The sequence below is a fragment of the Pelomonas margarita genome (assembly GCF_043555875.1).
In the GTDB taxonomy this organism is placed as follows: Bacteria; Pseudomonadota; Gammaproteobacteria; order Burkholderiales; family Burkholderiaceae_C; genus Pelomonas; species Pelomonas margarita.
Genome location: NZ_JBIGHW010000013.1, coordinates 116080 through 130548, shown reverse-complemented (window position 1 = coordinate 130548; position 14469 = coordinate 116080). Strand labels below are relative to the sequence as shown.

The window sequence follows — 14469 nt, the reverse complement described above, 5'->3', positions numbered from 1 at the left end:
TCAAACGCCCACGCTTATCGGCTGTTAATTATTAAAGAACATCGCAAAACTCTGATTTACTCTTCGTTTTGCGCCGCTGACTTGTCAGCAGCAAAGAAGCGAGATTCTAATCTGCTTTTTGCTTCGCCGTCAAATGTTTTTGAAAATTCTTTTCTCAACATCTTTCAGCTCGCTTGCCGCCTTCAAAACACTTGGCTTCGTCAGCAGCAAAGAGGCGAGATTTTGATCTGCTTTTTCAACTTCGTCAAGCACTTTCGAAAAATTTCTTAAGCACTTAATCAGCCGAACCAGCTTCAGGACTCTCGCCCCGCCTTCGCACCACAACAACCCCAAAGAGAAGCCGCGAGCAGCGAAGCCCTCTATTCTGGCACAGATTTCTGGGCGTAGACAAGAGAACTTCGAAGATTGTTTTCCGAGGCCTCGCGGCGTGGGGCGAATCCTTTGCGGCCCTAGTAAGGGTGGCGCACCCGCGCAGTTCTCCGCGCTCTGTATCTCAGTGCAATGCACCGCCGCGCGCAGCCGCAAGCTCCTTCTCCGCCACTGCGAATGGCTCTTCGCTGTCGAGCACGCGTGGCAGGGCGGCCGCAAGCCGCTGGGCATCAGAACGAAGTACCCGTTGCTTGACCGCCGGTATCTGTGACGGATGCATGGAGAAGCTGCGCAGCCCCATCGCCAGTAGCAGCTCGGTGAAGTCGGGGTCGCCGGCCATCTCGCCGCAGACGCTGACGCCTTTGCCCGCCGCGCGAGCCTGTGCGATGGACTGCGCAATGAGCTGCAGCACCGCCGGGTGCCAAGGGTCGTAGAGATGGGCGACCGCCTCGTCGGCGCGGTCAATGGCCAGCGTGTATTGAATCAGGTCGTTGGTGCCGATAGACACGAAGTCCACATGTCGCAGCAGCAGCGGCAGCATGACGGCGGCTGCGGGGATCTCAATCATGACGCCCAGCTCGACGCGCGTGTAGGCATGGCCGGCGTCGGTCAGCTGCTGTTGGACCTTGCGGAGGGTATCGATGATCTGCCGCACTTCGGCGAGGTGGGCCACCATCGGAATCAGCAGCCGCACTTTGCCGAAGGCGCTGGCCCGGTAGATGGCGCGCAGCTGCTGGCGGAACATGCTGGGCTCGGCCAGGCTCCAGCGAATGGCGCGCAGGCCCATGGCCGGGTTCAGCACATGCTCGTGGCGCAGCTCGGAAACGCTGAGCCGGTCCAGAGGCTTGTCGGCGCCGATGTCGACGGTGCGTATCGTCACCGGCATGCCCTTCATCGCCTCGACGGCCGCCTTGTAGGCCATGAACTGCTCCTCCTCGCTCGGCAGCTCGCCGTCGCGGTTCATGAACAGGAACTCGCTACGGAACAGGCCCACGCCGGTGGCACCGGCGCCGACGGCGGCCTCGGCGTCGGCCGGCATCTCGATGTTGGCGTGCAGCTCGATGTGCTCGCCGTCCAGCGTGACGGCCGGCGTGTGCCGCAGCCGGGCTAGGCGGGCGCGCTCCAGCTCACTCTGGCGCTGGCGGAAGCGGTACTCCTCCAGCACGATGGGCGATGGGTTGACGATGACAGTGCCGGCATCGCCGTCGATGATGACCCAGTCGTCCTGCCGGATGAGGCGCGACGCCTCGCGGGTGCCGACCACCGCCGGGATGTCCATGCTGCGGGCAACGATGGCCGTGTGCGAGGTCTTCCCGCCGATATCGGTGATGAAGCCGCGGAACACGCTGCGCTTGAACTGGATCATGTCGGCCGGAGAGATGTCGGCAGCCACCAGCAGCAGCGGGTCCTCGCCGCCGAAGTCGCGCGCCGTGACGGGCACGGCGCCGCCGCCCTCTTCGTGTGTCAGCGCCCCCAGCACGCGCTCGACGACCTGCTCCAGGTCGGCCTTGCGCTCGCGCAGGTAGTCGTCCTCCATCTCGTCGAACTGGCGCGCCAGCACTTCCAGTTGCGCCGACAGCGCCCATTCGGCGTTGTAGTGACGATCCACGATCCACTGGCTGGCGCTGCCAGTCAGCGCCTCGTCGTGCAGCAGCATCAGGTGCACGTCCAGCAGCGCGGCCAACTCGTGAGGCGCGTCGTCGGGCAGTTCGTCCTTCAGCGTCTCGAGCTCCCGCACCACTGCATCCCGGCCGCGCAGGAGGCGGGCAATCTCGGGCTCGATCTGGTCAGGCGCCACGAAGTAGTGCGCCACGTCGACACGACTTGACGCGACCAGCACCGCGCGGCCTATGGCCACGCCACGCGACACCGCAATGCCGAACACCTGGAAACTCATCCGCCGCCCTTTCGCAGAACGCGGTCAATGTAGCCGCTCGCGCAGAGACCGGACGTCATGGTTTTTTCATAGGACGTTCACCGCTGCGTCAACACGGGCGACCAGCATGGCGGCATGACCCGCAGCCATATCGTCTCGCATGCGCTGTCGCATGCCGCCCTGCAGCCGCCGCAGCGCACCCCGTCCACCCGCCTGAGCGTCAGCTGGGCCAGCACCGAGTCTGAGGTGCGCGAAGCCCAGGCACTGCGCTACCAGGTGTTTGCCGTCGAGATGGGCGCCCGACTGGCGCACGCGCGGGGTGCTCGCGGCGGGCTGGACGTCGATCTCTTCGACGCCTACTGCGAACACCTGCTGGTGCGCGCGGCCGGCGATGACGGCGAGCCCGGCCCCGTCGTCGGCACCTACCGCGTGCTGACACCGGCGGCAGCCAAGCGCGCCGGCGGTCTGTACAGCGACACCGAGTTCGACCTGACGCGCCTGCGAAATGTGCGCGCCCGCGTGGCCGAGATCGGCCGCTCCTGCGTGCATGCCGACCACCGCAGCGGCGGCGCCATCATTGCACTGTGGGGGGCACTGGCCGAGTTCATGGCCCGCAACGGGCTGGACACCGTCATTGGCTGTGCCAGCGTCAGCATGCGCGACGGCGGCCATTTCGCGGCCAGCCTGTGGAAGCAGATAGCCGCCACCCACTCGGCACCCATCGACTGCCAGGTGCGCCCGCGCCTGCCGCTACCCATCAACCACCTGCGCCAGGACCTGGTCGTGGAGCCGCCGGCACTGATCCGCGGCTACCTGCGCTGCGGCGCCAAGCTGATGGGCGAACCCGCTTGGGACCCAGACTTCAACACGGCAGACCTGCCGCTGATGCTGCGCACCGCCGACCTGCCGGCGCGCTTCAGGCGAATGAGCCTTTGAATCTATGCGGGGCCACAACGGATGCCCCGCAAATTCTCATTGCCCTTCGCCGAACTTGTCGTTGACTAGGGCGGTGATGGCGTCTTGGGCAGCCTGCTCGTCCTCGCCGTTCGTCTCCAGCTCGACGGTGGCACCCAGCCCGGCCGCCAACATCATGACGCCCATAATGCTCTTGGCATTAACGCGGCGACCGTTGCGACTCATGAAGACGTCGCACTTGAAACTGCCAGCGAGCTTGGTCAGCTTGGCGGAGGCGCGGGCATGCAGGCCCAGCTTGTTGCTGATGGTGAGGGTGGAGGTGATCATTCGGCGGGAGGCAAAGGAGGCGTCGCCATGACGCCGCTGACTGCACCCTGCGCAGCGCGCCGGGCCAATTCGGTCAAGGGTTGCTGGCTGGCATAGCACAGCGTACGCCACAGCATGGGCACGCTGACACCGGTGAGAACCTGCACCCGCTCATCGACCAGGCGCAAGGCGCCGTTGCACGGGGTGGCCCCGAACACGTCGGTCAGCACCAGCCACTCGGCATCGCTCGCACGGCCGGCCATCAGCCCGCGCGCAGCGGCCTCGACATCGTCCGCACACTGGCCGGCATGGACGTCCAGCACAGTCAGCGTCGGTGCGCAGTCCGGAAAGGTGTGCTCGGCCACCTGCCGCAGCGCAGTGGCCAGCGGCGCGTGGGCGATCACGAGCAGGTGGGGCATGGCGCCGATGTTAGCGGGCCGCCTCGATGCGCAGCCCGCCGATGAGGCTGTCCCACGCGGCGGCGTCGCTCTTCGGGCCGGACATCATGGCCTGGTAGACCCGTGCGCCATGGGAGAACACCGCCACGCGCGTGACACTGCCGCCGCCGTTCAGCCGGTACTGCGCGGCCTCGGGCAGCGGCGTCATGCCGGCCACCACGAGGCGCTGCGGCGACGGCAGCGGCTGCCCCAGCTTGGTCGCCACGGCGGCAGCCATGGCCCTCAACGCGGGACCGGCCTGGCTGCCCTCGGGCGCATCGGCCCACGACAGCGAGAACCGGCCGCCGTCGGCCTCGCACTGCGCCAGCCCCATGCCGGGCCGCTGCTCCACCTCGGGCTTGCAGGGGAACACCGCTGCCACGCCCGACTTCTCCGGCCGCACCTCGCGCCAGTTCAGGGCCGGCTGGCAGGCGACCAGCAGGCCGAGCATTAGGGCAAATCCGGCGGTGAGAGGGCGAGGCATCGCTCAATTATCGACAGCCGGCCGCTGACAATCCCACAATGCAAGAACTGCCAACCCCACAAGCGCTGGCGGGCGTGCGCGTGCTGGACCTCTCACGCGTGCTGGCCGGCCCCTGGTGCACCCAAACCCTCGCCGACCTCGGCGCTGACGTCATCAAGATCGAACGTCCCGGCAGCGGCGATGACACCCGCGCTTGGGGCCCGCCCTATCTGAAGGATGCCGACGGGCACGACACCTCCGAGGCCGCCTACTTCCTCGGTGCCAACCGCAACAAGCGCTCGCTGGCCGTGGACCTGGCCAGCCCGCAAGGCCAGGCCATCGTGCGCCGGCTGGCCGGCCAGGTGGACGTGCTGGTGGAGAACTTCAAGGTGGGCGACTTGGCCCGCTACGGGCTGGACGCGCAAAGCCTGCTGGCCGAGCACCCGGGCCTGGTCATCTGCTCCATCACCGGCTTCGGTCAGACCGGCCCCTACGCCGAGCGCGCCGGCTACGACTACGCCGTGCAGGGCATGGGCGGGCTGATGAGCGTGACCGGCGAGCGCGACGACCTGCCCGGCGGCGGCCCGCAGAAGGTCGGCGTGGCGGTGGCCGACCTGTTCACCGGCATGTACGCCACCGTCGCCATCCTGGCCGCGCTGCGCCACCGCGACGCCACGGGCCTGGGCCAGGCCATTGACATGGCCTTGTTCGACACCCAGCTCGCCATGCTTGCCAATCTGGGCAGCAACTACCTGTGCACCGGCAAGGTGCCGGGCCGCATGGGCAATGCGCACCAAAACATCGTGCCCTACCAGGTGTTCGAGGTCGCCGATGGCCACCTGATCCTGGCTGTCGGCAACGACCGGCAGTTCGCCAAGTTCTGCGACATCGCCGGCCAACCGGCGTGGGCGGCCGACCCACGCTTCGCCACCAACGCCGAGCGCGTGCGACACCGCGCCGTGCTGGTGCCGCTGCTGGCGCAGGCGCTGCGCGAACGCACGCGCGACGACTGGCTCGCAGCGCTGGAAGCCGCCAAGGTGCCGTGCGGCGCCATCAACACCATCGGCGAGGCACTGTCGGACCCGCAGGCGCAGGCGAGAGGGGCCGTGGTCGGCATGCCGCACCCGCTGACCGACGGCCTGCGCGTGGTGGCCAGCCCCATGAAGCTGTCGGCCACGCCGGTGCACTACCGCCACGCCCCGCCGCTGCTGGGCCAGCACAGCGACGAGCTGCTGCGAGAGGCCGGCTGCGCCGAGTCGGACATCGCCGCCTGGCGAGCCGCCGGCGTGATCGCCTGATGCCTCGTCACGACACGCGCCATGCCCGGGCAAACCCACCCCTGAACCAAGGGTTTCCCCCCGGGCGGGGGATGGAGGCCGCGGCACGCAGTCTTCAGCATGCACCCCCATACCGCCGCAGGCTCATTGCCTAGAACCAACTAGAACCGACAGCCGCGGCATCGCCACCCCTGGGTCATGTCTACACCGCCTTCTCCCGCGCCCGCCAGCGCCGCAAACGATGTCATGCCCGAGCCCACGCCGGTGCAGTGGGCCGACATCGTCCAGCAGCTGGGCGCCGAGATCGCCGGCCCGCTGAGCGCCGCGCTGGAGCAGATCCAGAACCTGGCCACCACCGGCCAGATCGACCGCCGGGGCCTGCGCCTGCTGCGCCGCAGCGTGGACGATGCCCGCACCGCCGGCATGCTGGGCCAGCAGCTGGCCCGCCTGGCCTCGGGGCGCCTGCGCCTGAACCGCGAGCGCCAGCACCTGACCCAGATGCTGCGCAACGTGCTGGCCCAGCGCAGTCGGGAAACCCAGGCCCGCGGCGTGCAGGTGCGCCAGTCGCTCAAGCCCGTGGAGATCTGGGCCGACGGCGCGCTGCTGTTTGCGCTGCTGAACGCACTGATGGACTGGGCGCTGAGCAACACGCACTCCTCGGTGGACCTGCGGCTGGACCTGACACCGTGGCCCGTGAAAGCGCGCCTGTCCTGCCGCTTCGCGCACCGCTCGCTGGATCTGCTCAGCGACGAGGGCCCAGCCCAGGAGCCGCCTTCCGCGCTGGATTCCCTGGCCTGGCGGCTGCTCGAACAGACGGCCATCACGCTGGGCGTGCTGCCGCTGCGCGAGCAGGAGGCCGGCATCACGCTGCTGACGCTTGAGTTCAACCAGCTTGCCCCGGACGAAGCCCCGCCGCCCGACAGCACCCACGCCAAGCTGGAGGCCGAGGCCGAGCGCATGGGCGGCAACTCCCGACCGCTGGCGGGCTGCCAGGTGCTGATCCTGGCCGCGCACCGCGAGCTGCGCGCCGAGACGCAGGCCGCGCTGCGTCACATGGGCATGCTGGTGGACGCCGTCGCCAGCACGGCCGAGGCCGAACAGTTCTGCCATGAAGGCCTGCCGCATGTGCTGCTGTTCGATGCGGCGCTGCGGGACGACGCGCTGCAGCAGCTGATCGCCGGCATCAGCCAGGACGCGCCGGACTTTGCCTTCGTCGAGATGTTCGACGGCGAGCACCGCACCCAGCTGTCCACCGCCACCGCGGACGGCGTGGCGCGCATCTCGCGCCGCCACCTGGCGGACGCCCTGCCGCAGCTGCTGATGTTCGAGCTGTCCAAGCGGCATTGACGCGCTTCCTAGAATGGCGGTCATGCTGAACCGTCGCACGCTTGCCCTGTCCGCCCTGAGCGCCACCTTCAGCGCCGGCCTGCTGGCCGGTTGCGCCAAGGAAACCGCGCCCGCCGTCGACTACGTGTTGCTGGACGGCAGCCAGCGCAGTTCCTCGCAATGGGCCGGCAAGGTCATGCTGGTGAACTTCTGGGCCACCAGTTGCGCCACCTGCGTGAAGGAGATGCCACAGATCGCGGCCACCCACCTGAAGTTCAACGCCCGCGGCTTCGACACGCTGGCGGTGGCCATGAGCTACGACCCGCCGGCCTTCGTTGCCCGCTTCGCCGAGACGCGCAAGCTTCCGTTCGGCGTGGCCATTGACAACACCGGCGCCATCGCCCAGGCCTTCGGCCCGGTGCAGGCCACGCCCACCACGCTGCTGATCAACAAGCGCGGCGAGATCGTCAAGCGCTACGTCGGCGAGCCCGACTTCGGTGCCTTGCACGCCCTCGTCGAGCAGCTGCTCAAAGAGGCTTAACCCGCCGTCGGGTTCAGCACGCCATGGGCCTGCTGGTCCGCGTGGTAGCTGGAGCGCACCATCGCACCCACGGCCGCGTGCGTGAAGCCCAGCTCGTAGGCTTCCTTCTCGAACTGCTTGAAGGCGTCGGGCGTCACGTAGCGGCGCACCGGCAGGTGATGGCCCGACGGGGCCAGGTACTGGCCGATGGTGATCATGTCGATGTTGTGGGCGCGCATGTCGCGCATGACCTGGCGGATCTCGTCGTCCGTCTCGCCCAGGCCCACCATGATGCCGCTCTTGGTCGGCACGCCCGGCACTTCTTCCTTGAAGCGCTTCAGCAGGTTCAGGCTGAACTCGTAGTCGGAGCCCGGGCGTGCTTCCTTGTACAGGCGCGGAGCGGTTTCCAGGTTGTGGTTCATCACGTCAGGCGGCGCGGCCTTCAGGATGTCCAGCGCACGGTCGGCGCGGCCGCGGAAGTCGGGCACCAGCACCTCGATCTGCGTGGACGGCGACAGCTCGCGCGTCTTGGTGATGCACTCGGCGAAGTGCGCGGCACCGCCGTCCTTCAGGTCGTCCCGGTCGACGCTGGTGATGACGACGTACTTCAGCTTCAGCGCAGCAATCGTCTTGGCCAGGTTCAGCGGCTCGTCGACGTCCAGCGGGTCGGGCCGGCCGTGGCCCACGTCGCAGAACGGGCAGCGGCGCGTGCACTTGTCGCCCATGATCATGAACGTGGCCGTGCCCTTGCCGAAGCATTCGCCGATGTTGGGGCAGGACGCTTCCTCGCAGACGGTGTGCAGCTTGTGCTCGCGCAGGATCTGCTTGATCTCGTAGAAGCGCGTACTCGGCGAGCCGGCCTTCACGCGGATCCAGTCCGGCTTCTTCAGCACCTCGGCCGGCACGATCTTGATCGGGATGCGCGAGGTCTTGGCCTCGGCCTTTTGCTTGATCGTGGGGTCGTAGGTGGTATCGGACATGGTCAGGGTGTCAGCTGCGCCGAGAGCCGCTCGGCAAGCCGGCCGGCCGCGGTGGGCCAGTCGGTGCAAACCCCGATTTTATCGAGGGATGTGGTTTCCAGGCCCGCATAGCCACAAGGGTTGATGCGCTGGAAGGGTTCCAGGTTCATGGCCACGTTCAGCGCCAGGCCGTGGAAGGTGCAGTGCTGCCGGACCTTGATGCCCAGGGCCGCGATCTTGGCCAGACCCTTGAACGCATCGGCCGGGTCCGCCGGGCCGGCCGGGGCCGCGTGGGCGCCAGGGTCCGCCGGGCGCACGTAGATGCCCGGGGCGCCGGCCACGCGTAGTCCGGTCACGCCGTAGCTGTCCAGCGTCTGGATCAGCGCCGTCTCCAGGCGGAACACGTACTCCTTCACGTAGATGCCCAGCCGACGCAGGTCGACGAGCGGGTAGGCCGTCACTTGGCCGGGGCCGTGGTACGTGACCTGGCCACCGCGCTCGGTGGGCACGACCGGGATGTCGCCCGGCAGCAGCAGGTGCTCGGGCTTGCCGGCGATGCCTTGCGTGAATGTGGGCGGATGCTCGCAGAGCCAGAGCTCATCCGGCGTGTCCGCATCGCGCGCCGCCGTGAAGGCGCGCATGGCCTCCAGCGTGGGCAGGTAGTCGACCCGCCCGAGCCGCTTGACGATCATGAGCGCAGGCGGGCGCTCACAGCACCACCTTGACCATCGGATGCGTCGTCAGCGTCCGGTAGACCTCGTCCAGCTGCTCGCGGCTGGTGGCGGTGAAGGTAAGCGTCAGGCCGAGGTAGTTGCCACCCTTGCTGGGGCGCTGCTCAATGGTGGACGCGTCGAAGCCGGGATCGAACTGCCGCACCACATGCGTGATGGCCTCCACGAAGCCGTCGACGTGAGCGCCCATCACCTTGATCGGGAACTGCGACGGGTACTCGATGAGCGACTGCTCGGGCGGGATGTCGGGCGGCAGGTTCATGGCGCGGGCCTCACTTGATCCACAGGCGGATGGAGTCGAAGGCACGGCCCATCAGGCCGGCCTGGGGCACGGCTTCCTGCACGATCAGCGGCACCTCGGCCACCGGTGCGCCGGCGGTCGTCGTCACGCGCAGCGTGCCGACGCGCTGGCCCTTGTTCAGCGGTGCCACCAGCGGATCGGTGTGCTCCACCTGGGTCTGCAGCTTGCCGCCGTCGCCGCGCGGCACGGTCACGAACACCGCGCCCGCCGCGCCCAGCTTCACTTCCTTGGACTCGCCCTTCCAAACCGGCACGGTCTTGATGGCCTTGCCGGCGTCGAACACCTTGACCGCGTCGAAGGCCGTGTAGCCCCAGTTCAGCAGCTTCTGGCTTTCGCTGGCGCGGGCTTCCTTGGAGCTCGTGCCCATCACCACGGACAGCAGGCGCCGCTTGCCGTTCGGGAAGTCGCGGTTGGCGCTGGACACCAGGCAGTAGCCCGCGGCCTCGGTGTAGCCGGTCTTCATGCCGTCCACGGTGGGGTCGCGGCGCAGCAGCAGGTTGCGGTTGTCCTGGCGGATCTTGTTGAAGGTGTAGTCGCGCTGCGAGTAATAGCCGTAGTACTCGGGGAAGTCGGCAATGATGCGGGACGCGATGATGGCGATGTCGCGGGCGCTGGCCTTGTGGCCGGGCTCGCTCATGCCGGTGACGTTCTTGAACTCGGTGTTCTTCAGGCCCCAGGCCTGGGCCTGGCGGTTCATCAGCTGCACGAAGCCCTCGACCGTGCCGCCCACGCCCTCGGCCAGCGCCACCGCCGCGTCGTTGCCGCTCTGGATGATGAGGCCGCGCAGCAGCTCGTCGACCTTGGGCGTCATGGTCGTGTCGATGAACATCAGCGACGGGTCGCCCTTGCGCTCGTCCCACGCGCGCTTGGAGACCGGCAGCGCCTGCTCCAGCGTCAGTTTCTTGTCGCGCAGCGCGTTGAAGACGACGTAGGCCGTCATCAGCTTGGTCAGCGACGCCGGATCCTGCGGCGTGTCGGCGTCACGCTCGGCCAGCGTCTTCTGCGCGGTCAGGTCGATCAGCACGTAGTTGCGCGCGGCCAGCTCGGGCGGTTGCGGCGCCTGAGCCTGGGCGGAGAGCGCCACGGCGGCGAGGAAGGAAGCAAGCAGTCTTTTCATCGATTCAATTCAGGCACGCGCCGGATCAAAGGCACGCACCACCAGGGACTTGAGCAGCGGCAGCTGCCCATGAAAGAAATGGCCCACGCCGGGGACGACGATAACGGGCAGGCTCTGCGGCCGCGCCCAGTCGAGCACGGACGAGAGCGGCACCACGTCGTCCACCTCGCCGTGGATGACCACGGTGTCGGCCGGCACGGGAGCGGTGTCGAAACGGCTGGTCGCCGGGCCCACGAGCACCAGGCGCTGCGCAGGCTCGGCCATGCGTTGCGCCGCGCGCGACGCGACGTAGCCGCCGAACGAGAAGCCGGCCAGCACCAGCGCCTCGCCGGGCACGCGCACAGCGTCCAGTACGGCCAGCGCGTCATCCACCTCGCCGCGGCCCCCGTCCCATGCGCCTTCGGACTGGCCGATGCCACGGAAGTTGAAGCGCACGGCACGCCAGCCCAGTTGCAGGAACGCGCGCGCCACAGTCTGCACAACCTTGTTGTCCATCGTGCCGCCCTGCGTGGGATTGGGATGGCAGATCAGCGCCGTTCCCACAGACGCCACGCCGCCCGGCGGCAGGTCGATGGCCACCTCGATCTGGCCGGCTGGGCCGGGCACGAGGCGCTTCTCGGTCTGGGCGTTCATCGGCCGACAGCGTCCGGCAGCACCAGGCGCTCGACCACCTTGCCGTCGCGCAGGTGGCTCTCCACGATCTCGTCGATGTCGCTCTGATCCACCCACGAATACCAGACAGCCTCGGGGTAGACGACGGCGACCGGCCCGCCGGCACAGCGATCCAGGCAACCGGCCTTGTTGACGCGCACGCCATCCTTGCCGGCCAGGCCCAGTTGCTTCACGCGGGACTTGCAGTGATCGAAAGCGCCCTGCGCGTCATGGTCGGCACAGCTGGCCTCGCCATTGGCGCGCTGGTTCAAGCAGAAAAAGACGTGACGCTGGTAGTAACTCATCGCGGTAGATTCTCGCTCACTGTGATTTCTGCACGAGCCGCGCTGCGAGCCAGACCAGGGCCACGAAGGGCCAAGTCCAGGCCACCCAGCGGGTCAGCCCGTAGAGGTTGACGAAACGGCCATGCTCCCAGGCCTGCATGTTCAGGGCCAGGTAGGGGTCGCTCGGCGCGACGCTGATCAGCCCGATGAGCGCGCACAGCGCGAGCAGCCCCAGCGCCGCGGCCACCCGCGAGGGCAGCAGGCAGGACAGCGCGGCCAGCACCATGCCCGCCCCCACGCCGGGCCGAGTCGCGTCGCTGAGCCAGGCCCAGGCGTGACCCGGGCCGAACACCATGGCCGTCGAGGTCGCCGTGCCCGCCAGGCCCAGCGCGATCGCACCGCCGGCCAACACCAGGCGGCGCAACCCGGGCCGGGCCACCGTGATCATCAGCAGCACCGGCGTCACCAGCCCCAGCGCGATCGCCAGCGACTGCAAGCCGGGCGGCAACTCATGTTCCACGGTGACCGTCTCGCCCCAGCTCAGCGCCCAGGGCGTGCCGGCCAGCGCCTCCAGCAGCAGATCACGCCACCAGGGCAGCCACTGGCCCAGGCCAAAAGGCAGGGGCGTCGGGTACAGCAGGGCCACCGGCCACAGCGCCAGCAAGGCCAGGGCCGGCGCACTGCTGCTGCCGAACCAGTGATCGCGCAGATCCTCCCAGCGGCGCAAGCCGCCCAGGCCGTGCAGCGCCAACCCCAGCAAGCACCCCAGCACGCCGCCTGCGGTGTTCAGCGCCCAGTCAGACAAGGAAGGCACCCGCCCGGGCAGGCTGAACTGCAGCGTCTCCATGGCCAGCGACAGCAACGGCGCCGGCAGCAGACCCAGCAGCAGCCCGCCCCTCAGCCCCCGGCCCGAGCGCATGGCCGCGGCAAACCCCAGCAGGCCCAGCGGGACGTAGCCCACCAGGTTGGCCTCTAGGTCATAGGCAAACAGCTGGCGCGGCCACGGCAGGCTGAACAACCAAGGCACGCCCAGGCCCGGCGGCCAGCGCCAGGGCCAGAAAGGGTACAGGCTGGCGTAGATGACCAGCCCGACATGAGCCAGGAACAGCCAGGTGGCGGAACTCTGCCGACGCCTCATGGCTCAGCCATCGATGCGGCACGCCGCCCGGCGAGGAACTGCCATGCCGGTCAGAAGGGCTTGACCGTCGCCAGCACCACAATGGCGGCGAACAGCAGCACCGACACCTCGTTGTAGACGCGGAACCAGCGGTGGCTGCGCCGGTTGGACAGCTCCTCGAAGCCCCGCAGCAGACGACGGTTCATGTGGTGATAGCCGATCACGCCCAACACCAGCAGCAGCTTGGCGTGCAGCCAGCCCGTGCCCGCAAAGCGACCCACACCCCAGCCCAGCCACACCCACAGGCCCAGCACCAGCGCCACGCCCATCAGCAGGCTGGTGAAGCGATGCAGCTTGTGCGCCATCAACAGCAGGCGTTCGCGCTCGGCGTGGCTGTCCGCCGGCACCATGGCGAGGTTCACGAAGATGCGCGGCAGGTAGAACAGGCCTGCAAACCACGCGGCGACAAAGACGATGTGAAAGGCTTTGACCCAGAGCATGGCGGCGATTATGGGCAGGGTTTCCACTGCCCATGCCGAACCCGCACGGCGTCTGCAGAAACGGCGCCGGAATAAAAAAGGCCCCGGTAAAAACCGGGGCCGAGAAAGCCTTATCGCTGTCATCACGCTAAGGCTCCTGCTCAGGGAGGAAAAGCAGGGAACAACAGCCTTGCGGCTATCATTCAGGACCAAGTTTAGCGCGCTTGAGCGGGGGGCGTCACGAATAAATGACGCCGGGATGTGTCGTCCATCACGCACCGGGCCGCAGCCTCTTCAACTGCCTGTCCCGTTCTAGGATTCGCCTTGGCCCGCTCACTTCTGACACCTGCCGCCTTTCCCGCCGCCAGGCCCCGCCGCTTGCGCCGCGATGCCTTCACCCGCGCGCTGGTGCGCGAGCATTCGCTGCAGGTCAGTGACCTGATCCTGCCCGTGTTCGTGCACGAGGGCGACAACGCGGCCGCACCCATCGCGTCCATGCCGGGCGTCTCGCGCCTGAGCCTGGATCTGCTGCTGCACACCGCAGACGAAGCGGCGCAGCTGGGCATCCCGGTCATCGCGCTGTTCCCGGCCATCGAGCCGCACCTGAAGACCGTGGACGGCTCGGAGGCGTTCAACCCTGACGGACTGATCCCGCGCGCCGTGCGGGCGCTGAAGTCGCGCTTCCCGCAGCTGGGCGTGCTGACCGACGTGGCGCTGGACCCCTACACCAGCCACGGCCAGGACGGCCTGCCGGACGAGAGCGGCTACCTGATGAACGACGCCACCGTCGAGCTGCTGGTGCGCCAGGCCATGACGCAGGCCGAGGCTGGCGCCGACATGGTGGGTCCCAGCGACATGATGGACGGCCGCATCGGCGCCATCCGCCAGGCCTTCGAGCGCGCAGGGCACATTCACACGCGCATCATGGCCTACAGCGCGAAGTACGCCAGCGGCTTCTACGGCCCGTTCCGCGACGCGGTCGGCTCCAAGAGCGCGCTGGGCAAGGCCGACAAGAAGACTTACTACGTCGACCCCGGCAACAGCAACGAGGCGCTGCGCGAAGTGGCGGCCGACCTGGCCGAGGGCGCGGACATGGTGATGGTCAAGCCCGGCATGCCATACCTGGACGTCGTGCGCCGCGTGAAGGACGAGTTCGGCGTGCCGACCTTCGCCTACCAGGTCAGCGGCGAGTACGCGATGCTGAAGGCCGCCGCGGCCAACGGCTGGCTGGACCACGACACCGTCATGATGGAGTCGCTGCTGGCCTTCAAGCGGGCCGGCGCCGACGGCGTGCTGACCTATTTCGCGCTGGATGCGGCACGGCTGCTGAAGCAGGCCTGA

Annotated in this window: 18 protein-coding genes; 6 read left to right on the top strand and 12 right to left on the bottom strand. The window is 68.1% G+C overall.

All coding sequences use genetic code 11. From position 1 onward, the window contains the following. On the top strand, positions 1 to 270 hold a 270-nt coding region (locus tag ACG0Z3_RS19750), incomplete at its 5' end, for a hypothetical protein (protein WP_394400744.1). 223 nt (positions 271 to 493) lie between these two features. Here ACG0Z3_RS19750 and ptsP read toward each other — a convergent pair. Then, positions 494 to 2266 carry a phosphoenolpyruvate--protein phosphotransferase gene (gene ptsP, locus ACG0Z3_RS19745; protein WP_394400742.1) on the bottom strand — a complete coding sequence of 591 codons (1773 nt, stop codon included), beginning with the start codon at positions 2264 to 2266 and terminating at the stop codon, positions 494 to 496. Between the two features lie 114 nt (positions 2267 to 2380). Here ptsP and ACG0Z3_RS19740 point away from each other — a divergent pair, with 114 nt between their 5' ends. Continuing rightward, the gene (locus tag ACG0Z3_RS19740; RefSeq protein ID WP_394400739.1) at positions 2381 to 3181 is read left to right on the top strand and encodes a GNAT family N-acetyltransferase; all 801 of its coding nucleotides are present in this window, start codon (positions 2381 to 2383) and stop codon (positions 3179 to 3181) included. Between the two features lie 36 nt (positions 3182 to 3217). On the opposite strand, the gene ACG0Z3_RS19735 is transcribed toward ACG0Z3_RS19740, so the two are convergent. Genes ACG0Z3_RS19735 through ACG0Z3_RS19725 form a run of 3 tightly spaced genes read right to left on the bottom strand, consistent with a single transcriptional unit; the run spans position 3218 to position 4354 of the window. Further along, the gene (locus ACG0Z3_RS19735; protein ID WP_268168043.1) at positions 3218 to 3487 is read right to left on the bottom strand and encodes an HPr family phosphocarrier protein; all 270 of its coding nucleotides are present in this window, start codon (positions 3485 to 3487) and stop codon (positions 3218 to 3220) included. After that, positions 3484 to 3885 carry a PTS sugar transporter subunit IIA gene (locus tag ACG0Z3_RS19730; protein ID WP_394400735.1) on the bottom strand — a complete coding sequence of 134 codons (402 nt, stop codon included), beginning with the start codon at positions 3883 to 3885 and terminating at the stop codon, positions 3484 to 3486. Before ACG0Z3_RS19730 ends, ACG0Z3_RS19735 begins: the two co-directional genes overlap by 4 nt. Positions 3886 to 3895: 10 nt before the next feature. Beyond that, positions 3896 to 4354: a hypothetical protein gene (locus tag ACG0Z3_RS19725; protein ID WP_394400732.1), complete on the bottom strand. Its 459-nt coding sequence runs from the start codon at positions 4352 to 4354 to the stop codon at positions 3896 to 3898. A gap of 71 nt (positions 4355 to 4425) precedes the next feature. Here ACG0Z3_RS19725 and ACG0Z3_RS19720 point away from each other — a divergent pair, with 71 nt between their 5' ends. The 3 genes from ACG0Z3_RS19720 (at position 4426) to ACG0Z3_RS19710 (ending at position 7510) form a co-directional block, all read left to right on the top strand. Beyond that, on the top strand, positions 4426 to 5664 hold the full coding sequence (locus ACG0Z3_RS19720; RefSeq protein ID WP_394400729.1) for a CaiB/BaiF CoA transferase family protein: 1239 nt from the start codon (positions 4426 to 4428) through the stop codon (positions 5662 to 5664). Positions 5665 to 5889: 225 nt separating this feature from the next. Further along, positions 5890 to 6990, top strand: a complete 1101-nt coding sequence (locus tag ACG0Z3_RS19715) for a hypothetical protein (RefSeq protein WP_394400727.1) — start codon at positions 5890 to 5892, stop codon at positions 6988 to 6990. Between the two features lie 22 nt (positions 6991 to 7012). After that, positions 7013 to 7510, top strand: coding sequence for a TlpA family protein disulfide reductase (locus ACG0Z3_RS19710; protein WP_394400724.1), 498 nt, complete (start codon positions 7013 to 7015; stop codon positions 7508 to 7510). Here the strand turns inward: ACG0Z3_RS19710 and lipA are convergent. From lipA to ACG0Z3_RS19670, 8 genes are read right to left on the bottom strand one after another with little or no spacing between them, the layout of a single operon-like run. After that, positions 7507 to 8469 (bottom strand): lipoyl synthase, encoded by a 963-nt coding sequence (lipA, locus tag ACG0Z3_RS19705; protein ID WP_394400721.1) that lies wholly within the window; start codon positions 8467 to 8469, stop codon positions 7507 to 7509. The two genes, ACG0Z3_RS19710 and lipA, sit on opposite strands and share 4 nt — an antisense overlap. 2 nt (positions 8470 to 8471) lie before the next feature. Beyond that, a complete protein-coding gene (lipB, locus tag ACG0Z3_RS19700) occupies positions 8472 to 9140 on the bottom strand; it encodes a lipoyl(octanoyl) transferase LipB (RefSeq protein WP_394400718.1) in 669 nt (222 codons plus the stop codon). Positions 9141 to 9156: 16 nt separating this feature from the next. Then, positions 9157 to 9441: a DUF493 family protein gene (locus ACG0Z3_RS19695; protein WP_394400715.1), complete on the bottom strand. Its 285-nt coding sequence runs from the start codon at positions 9439 to 9441 to the stop codon at positions 9157 to 9159. 10 nt (positions 9442 to 9451) lie between these two features. Further along, the gene (locus tag ACG0Z3_RS19690; RefSeq protein WP_394400712.1) at positions 9452 to 10597 is read right to left on the bottom strand and encodes a D-alanyl-D-alanine carboxypeptidase family protein; all 1146 of its coding nucleotides are present in this window, start codon (positions 10595 to 10597) and stop codon (positions 9452 to 9454) included. Positions 10598 to 10606: 9 nt separating this feature from the next. Next, the gene (locus ACG0Z3_RS19685) at positions 10607 to 11230 is read right to left on the bottom strand and encodes an alpha/beta hydrolase (protein ID WP_394400709.1); all 624 of its coding nucleotides are present in this window, start codon (positions 11228 to 11230) and stop codon (positions 10607 to 10609) included. After that, positions 11227 to 11553, bottom strand: coding sequence for a (2Fe-2S) ferredoxin domain-containing protein (locus tag ACG0Z3_RS19680; protein WP_394400706.1), 327 nt, complete (start codon positions 11551 to 11553; stop codon positions 11227 to 11229). The genes ACG0Z3_RS19685 and ACG0Z3_RS19680 overlap by 4 nt, the downstream gene beginning before the upstream one ends. Before the next feature lie 16 nt (positions 11554 to 11569). After that, complete coding sequence (locus tag ACG0Z3_RS19675; protein WP_394400703.1) at positions 11570 to 12670, bottom strand: VanZ family protein; 1101 nt, start codon at positions 12668 to 12670, stop codon at positions 11570 to 11572. 50 nt (positions 12671 to 12720) lie between these two features. Then, the gene (locus ACG0Z3_RS19670; protein WP_394400701.1) at positions 12721 to 13149 is read right to left on the bottom strand and encodes a CopD family protein; all 429 of its coding nucleotides are present in this window, start codon (positions 13147 to 13149) and stop codon (positions 12721 to 12723) included. Between the two features lie 303 nt (positions 13150 to 13452). On the opposite strand from ACG0Z3_RS19670, the gene hemB reads away from it, so the two are divergent. Then, the gene (gene hemB, locus ACG0Z3_RS19665) at positions 13453 to 14469 is read left to right on the top strand and encodes a porphobilinogen synthase (RefSeq protein WP_394400698.1); all 1017 of its coding nucleotides are present in this window, start codon (positions 13453 to 13455) and stop codon (positions 14467 to 14469) included.

Bases quoted from the DNA above. Each gene is read 5' to 3' on its own strand.
- ACG0Z3_RS19690 (WP_394400712.1), bottom strand. From the start codon at position 10,597: ATGAAAAGACTGCTTGCTTCCTTCCTCGCCGCCGTGGCGCTCTCCGCC.
- ACG0Z3_RS19730 (WP_394400735.1), bottom strand. From the start codon at position 3,885: ATGCCCCACCTGCTCGTGATCGCCCACGCGCCGCTGGCCACTGCGCTG.
- ACG0Z3_RS19715 (WP_394400727.1), top strand. From the start codon at position 5,890: ATGCCCGAGCCCACGCCGGTGCAGTGGGCCGACATCGTCCAGCAGCTG.
- ACG0Z3_RS19670 (WP_394400701.1), bottom strand. From the start codon at position 13,149: ATGCTCTGGGTCAAAGCCTTTCACATCGTCTTTGTCGCCGCGTGGTTT.
- ACG0Z3_RS19735 (WP_268168043.1), bottom strand. From the start codon at position 3,487: ATGATCACCTCCACCCTCACCATCAGCAACAAGCTGGGCCTGCATGCC.
- ACG0Z3_RS19710 (WP_394400724.1), top strand. From the start codon at position 7,013: ATGCTGAACCGTCGCACGCTTGCCCTGTCCGCCCTGAGCGCCACCTTC.
- ACG0Z3_RS19725 (WP_394400732.1), bottom strand. From the start codon at position 4,354: ATGCTCGGCCTGCTGGTCGCCTGCCAGCCGGCCCTGAACTGGCGCGAG.
- ptsP (WP_394400742.1), bottom strand. From the start codon at position 2,266: ATGAGTTTCCAGGTGTTCGGCATTGCGGTGTCGCGTGGCGTGGCCATA.
- ACG0Z3_RS19695 (WP_394400715.1), bottom strand. From the start codon at position 9,441: ATGAACCTGCCGCCCGACATCCCGCCCGAGCAGTCGCTCATCGAGTAC.
- lipA (WP_394400721.1), bottom strand. From the start codon at position 8,469: ATGTCCGATACCACCTACGACCCCACGATCAAGCAAAAGGCCGAGGCC.
- ACG0Z3_RS19740 (WP_394400739.1), top strand. From the start codon at position 2,381: ATGACCCGCAGCCATATCGTCTCGCATGCGCTGTCGCATGCCGCCCTG.
- lipB (WP_394400718.1), bottom strand. From the start codon at position 9,140: ATGATCGTCAAGCGGCTCGGGCGGGTCGACTACCTGCCCACGCTGGAG.
- ACG0Z3_RS19685 (WP_394400709.1), bottom strand. From the start codon at position 11,230: ATGAACGCCCAGACCGAGAAGCGCCTCGTGCCCGGCCCAGCCGGCCAG.
- ACG0Z3_RS19675 (WP_394400703.1), bottom strand. From the start codon at position 12,670: ATGAGGCGTCGGCAGAGTTCCGCCACCTGGCTGTTCCTGGCTCATGTC.
- ACG0Z3_RS19680 (WP_394400706.1), bottom strand. From the start codon at position 11,553: ATGAGTTACTACCAGCGTCACGTCTTTTTCTGCTTGAACCAGCGCGCC.
- ACG0Z3_RS19720 (WP_394400729.1), top strand. From the start codon at position 4,426: ATGCAAGAACTGCCAACCCCACAAGCGCTGGCGGGCGTGCGCGTGCTG.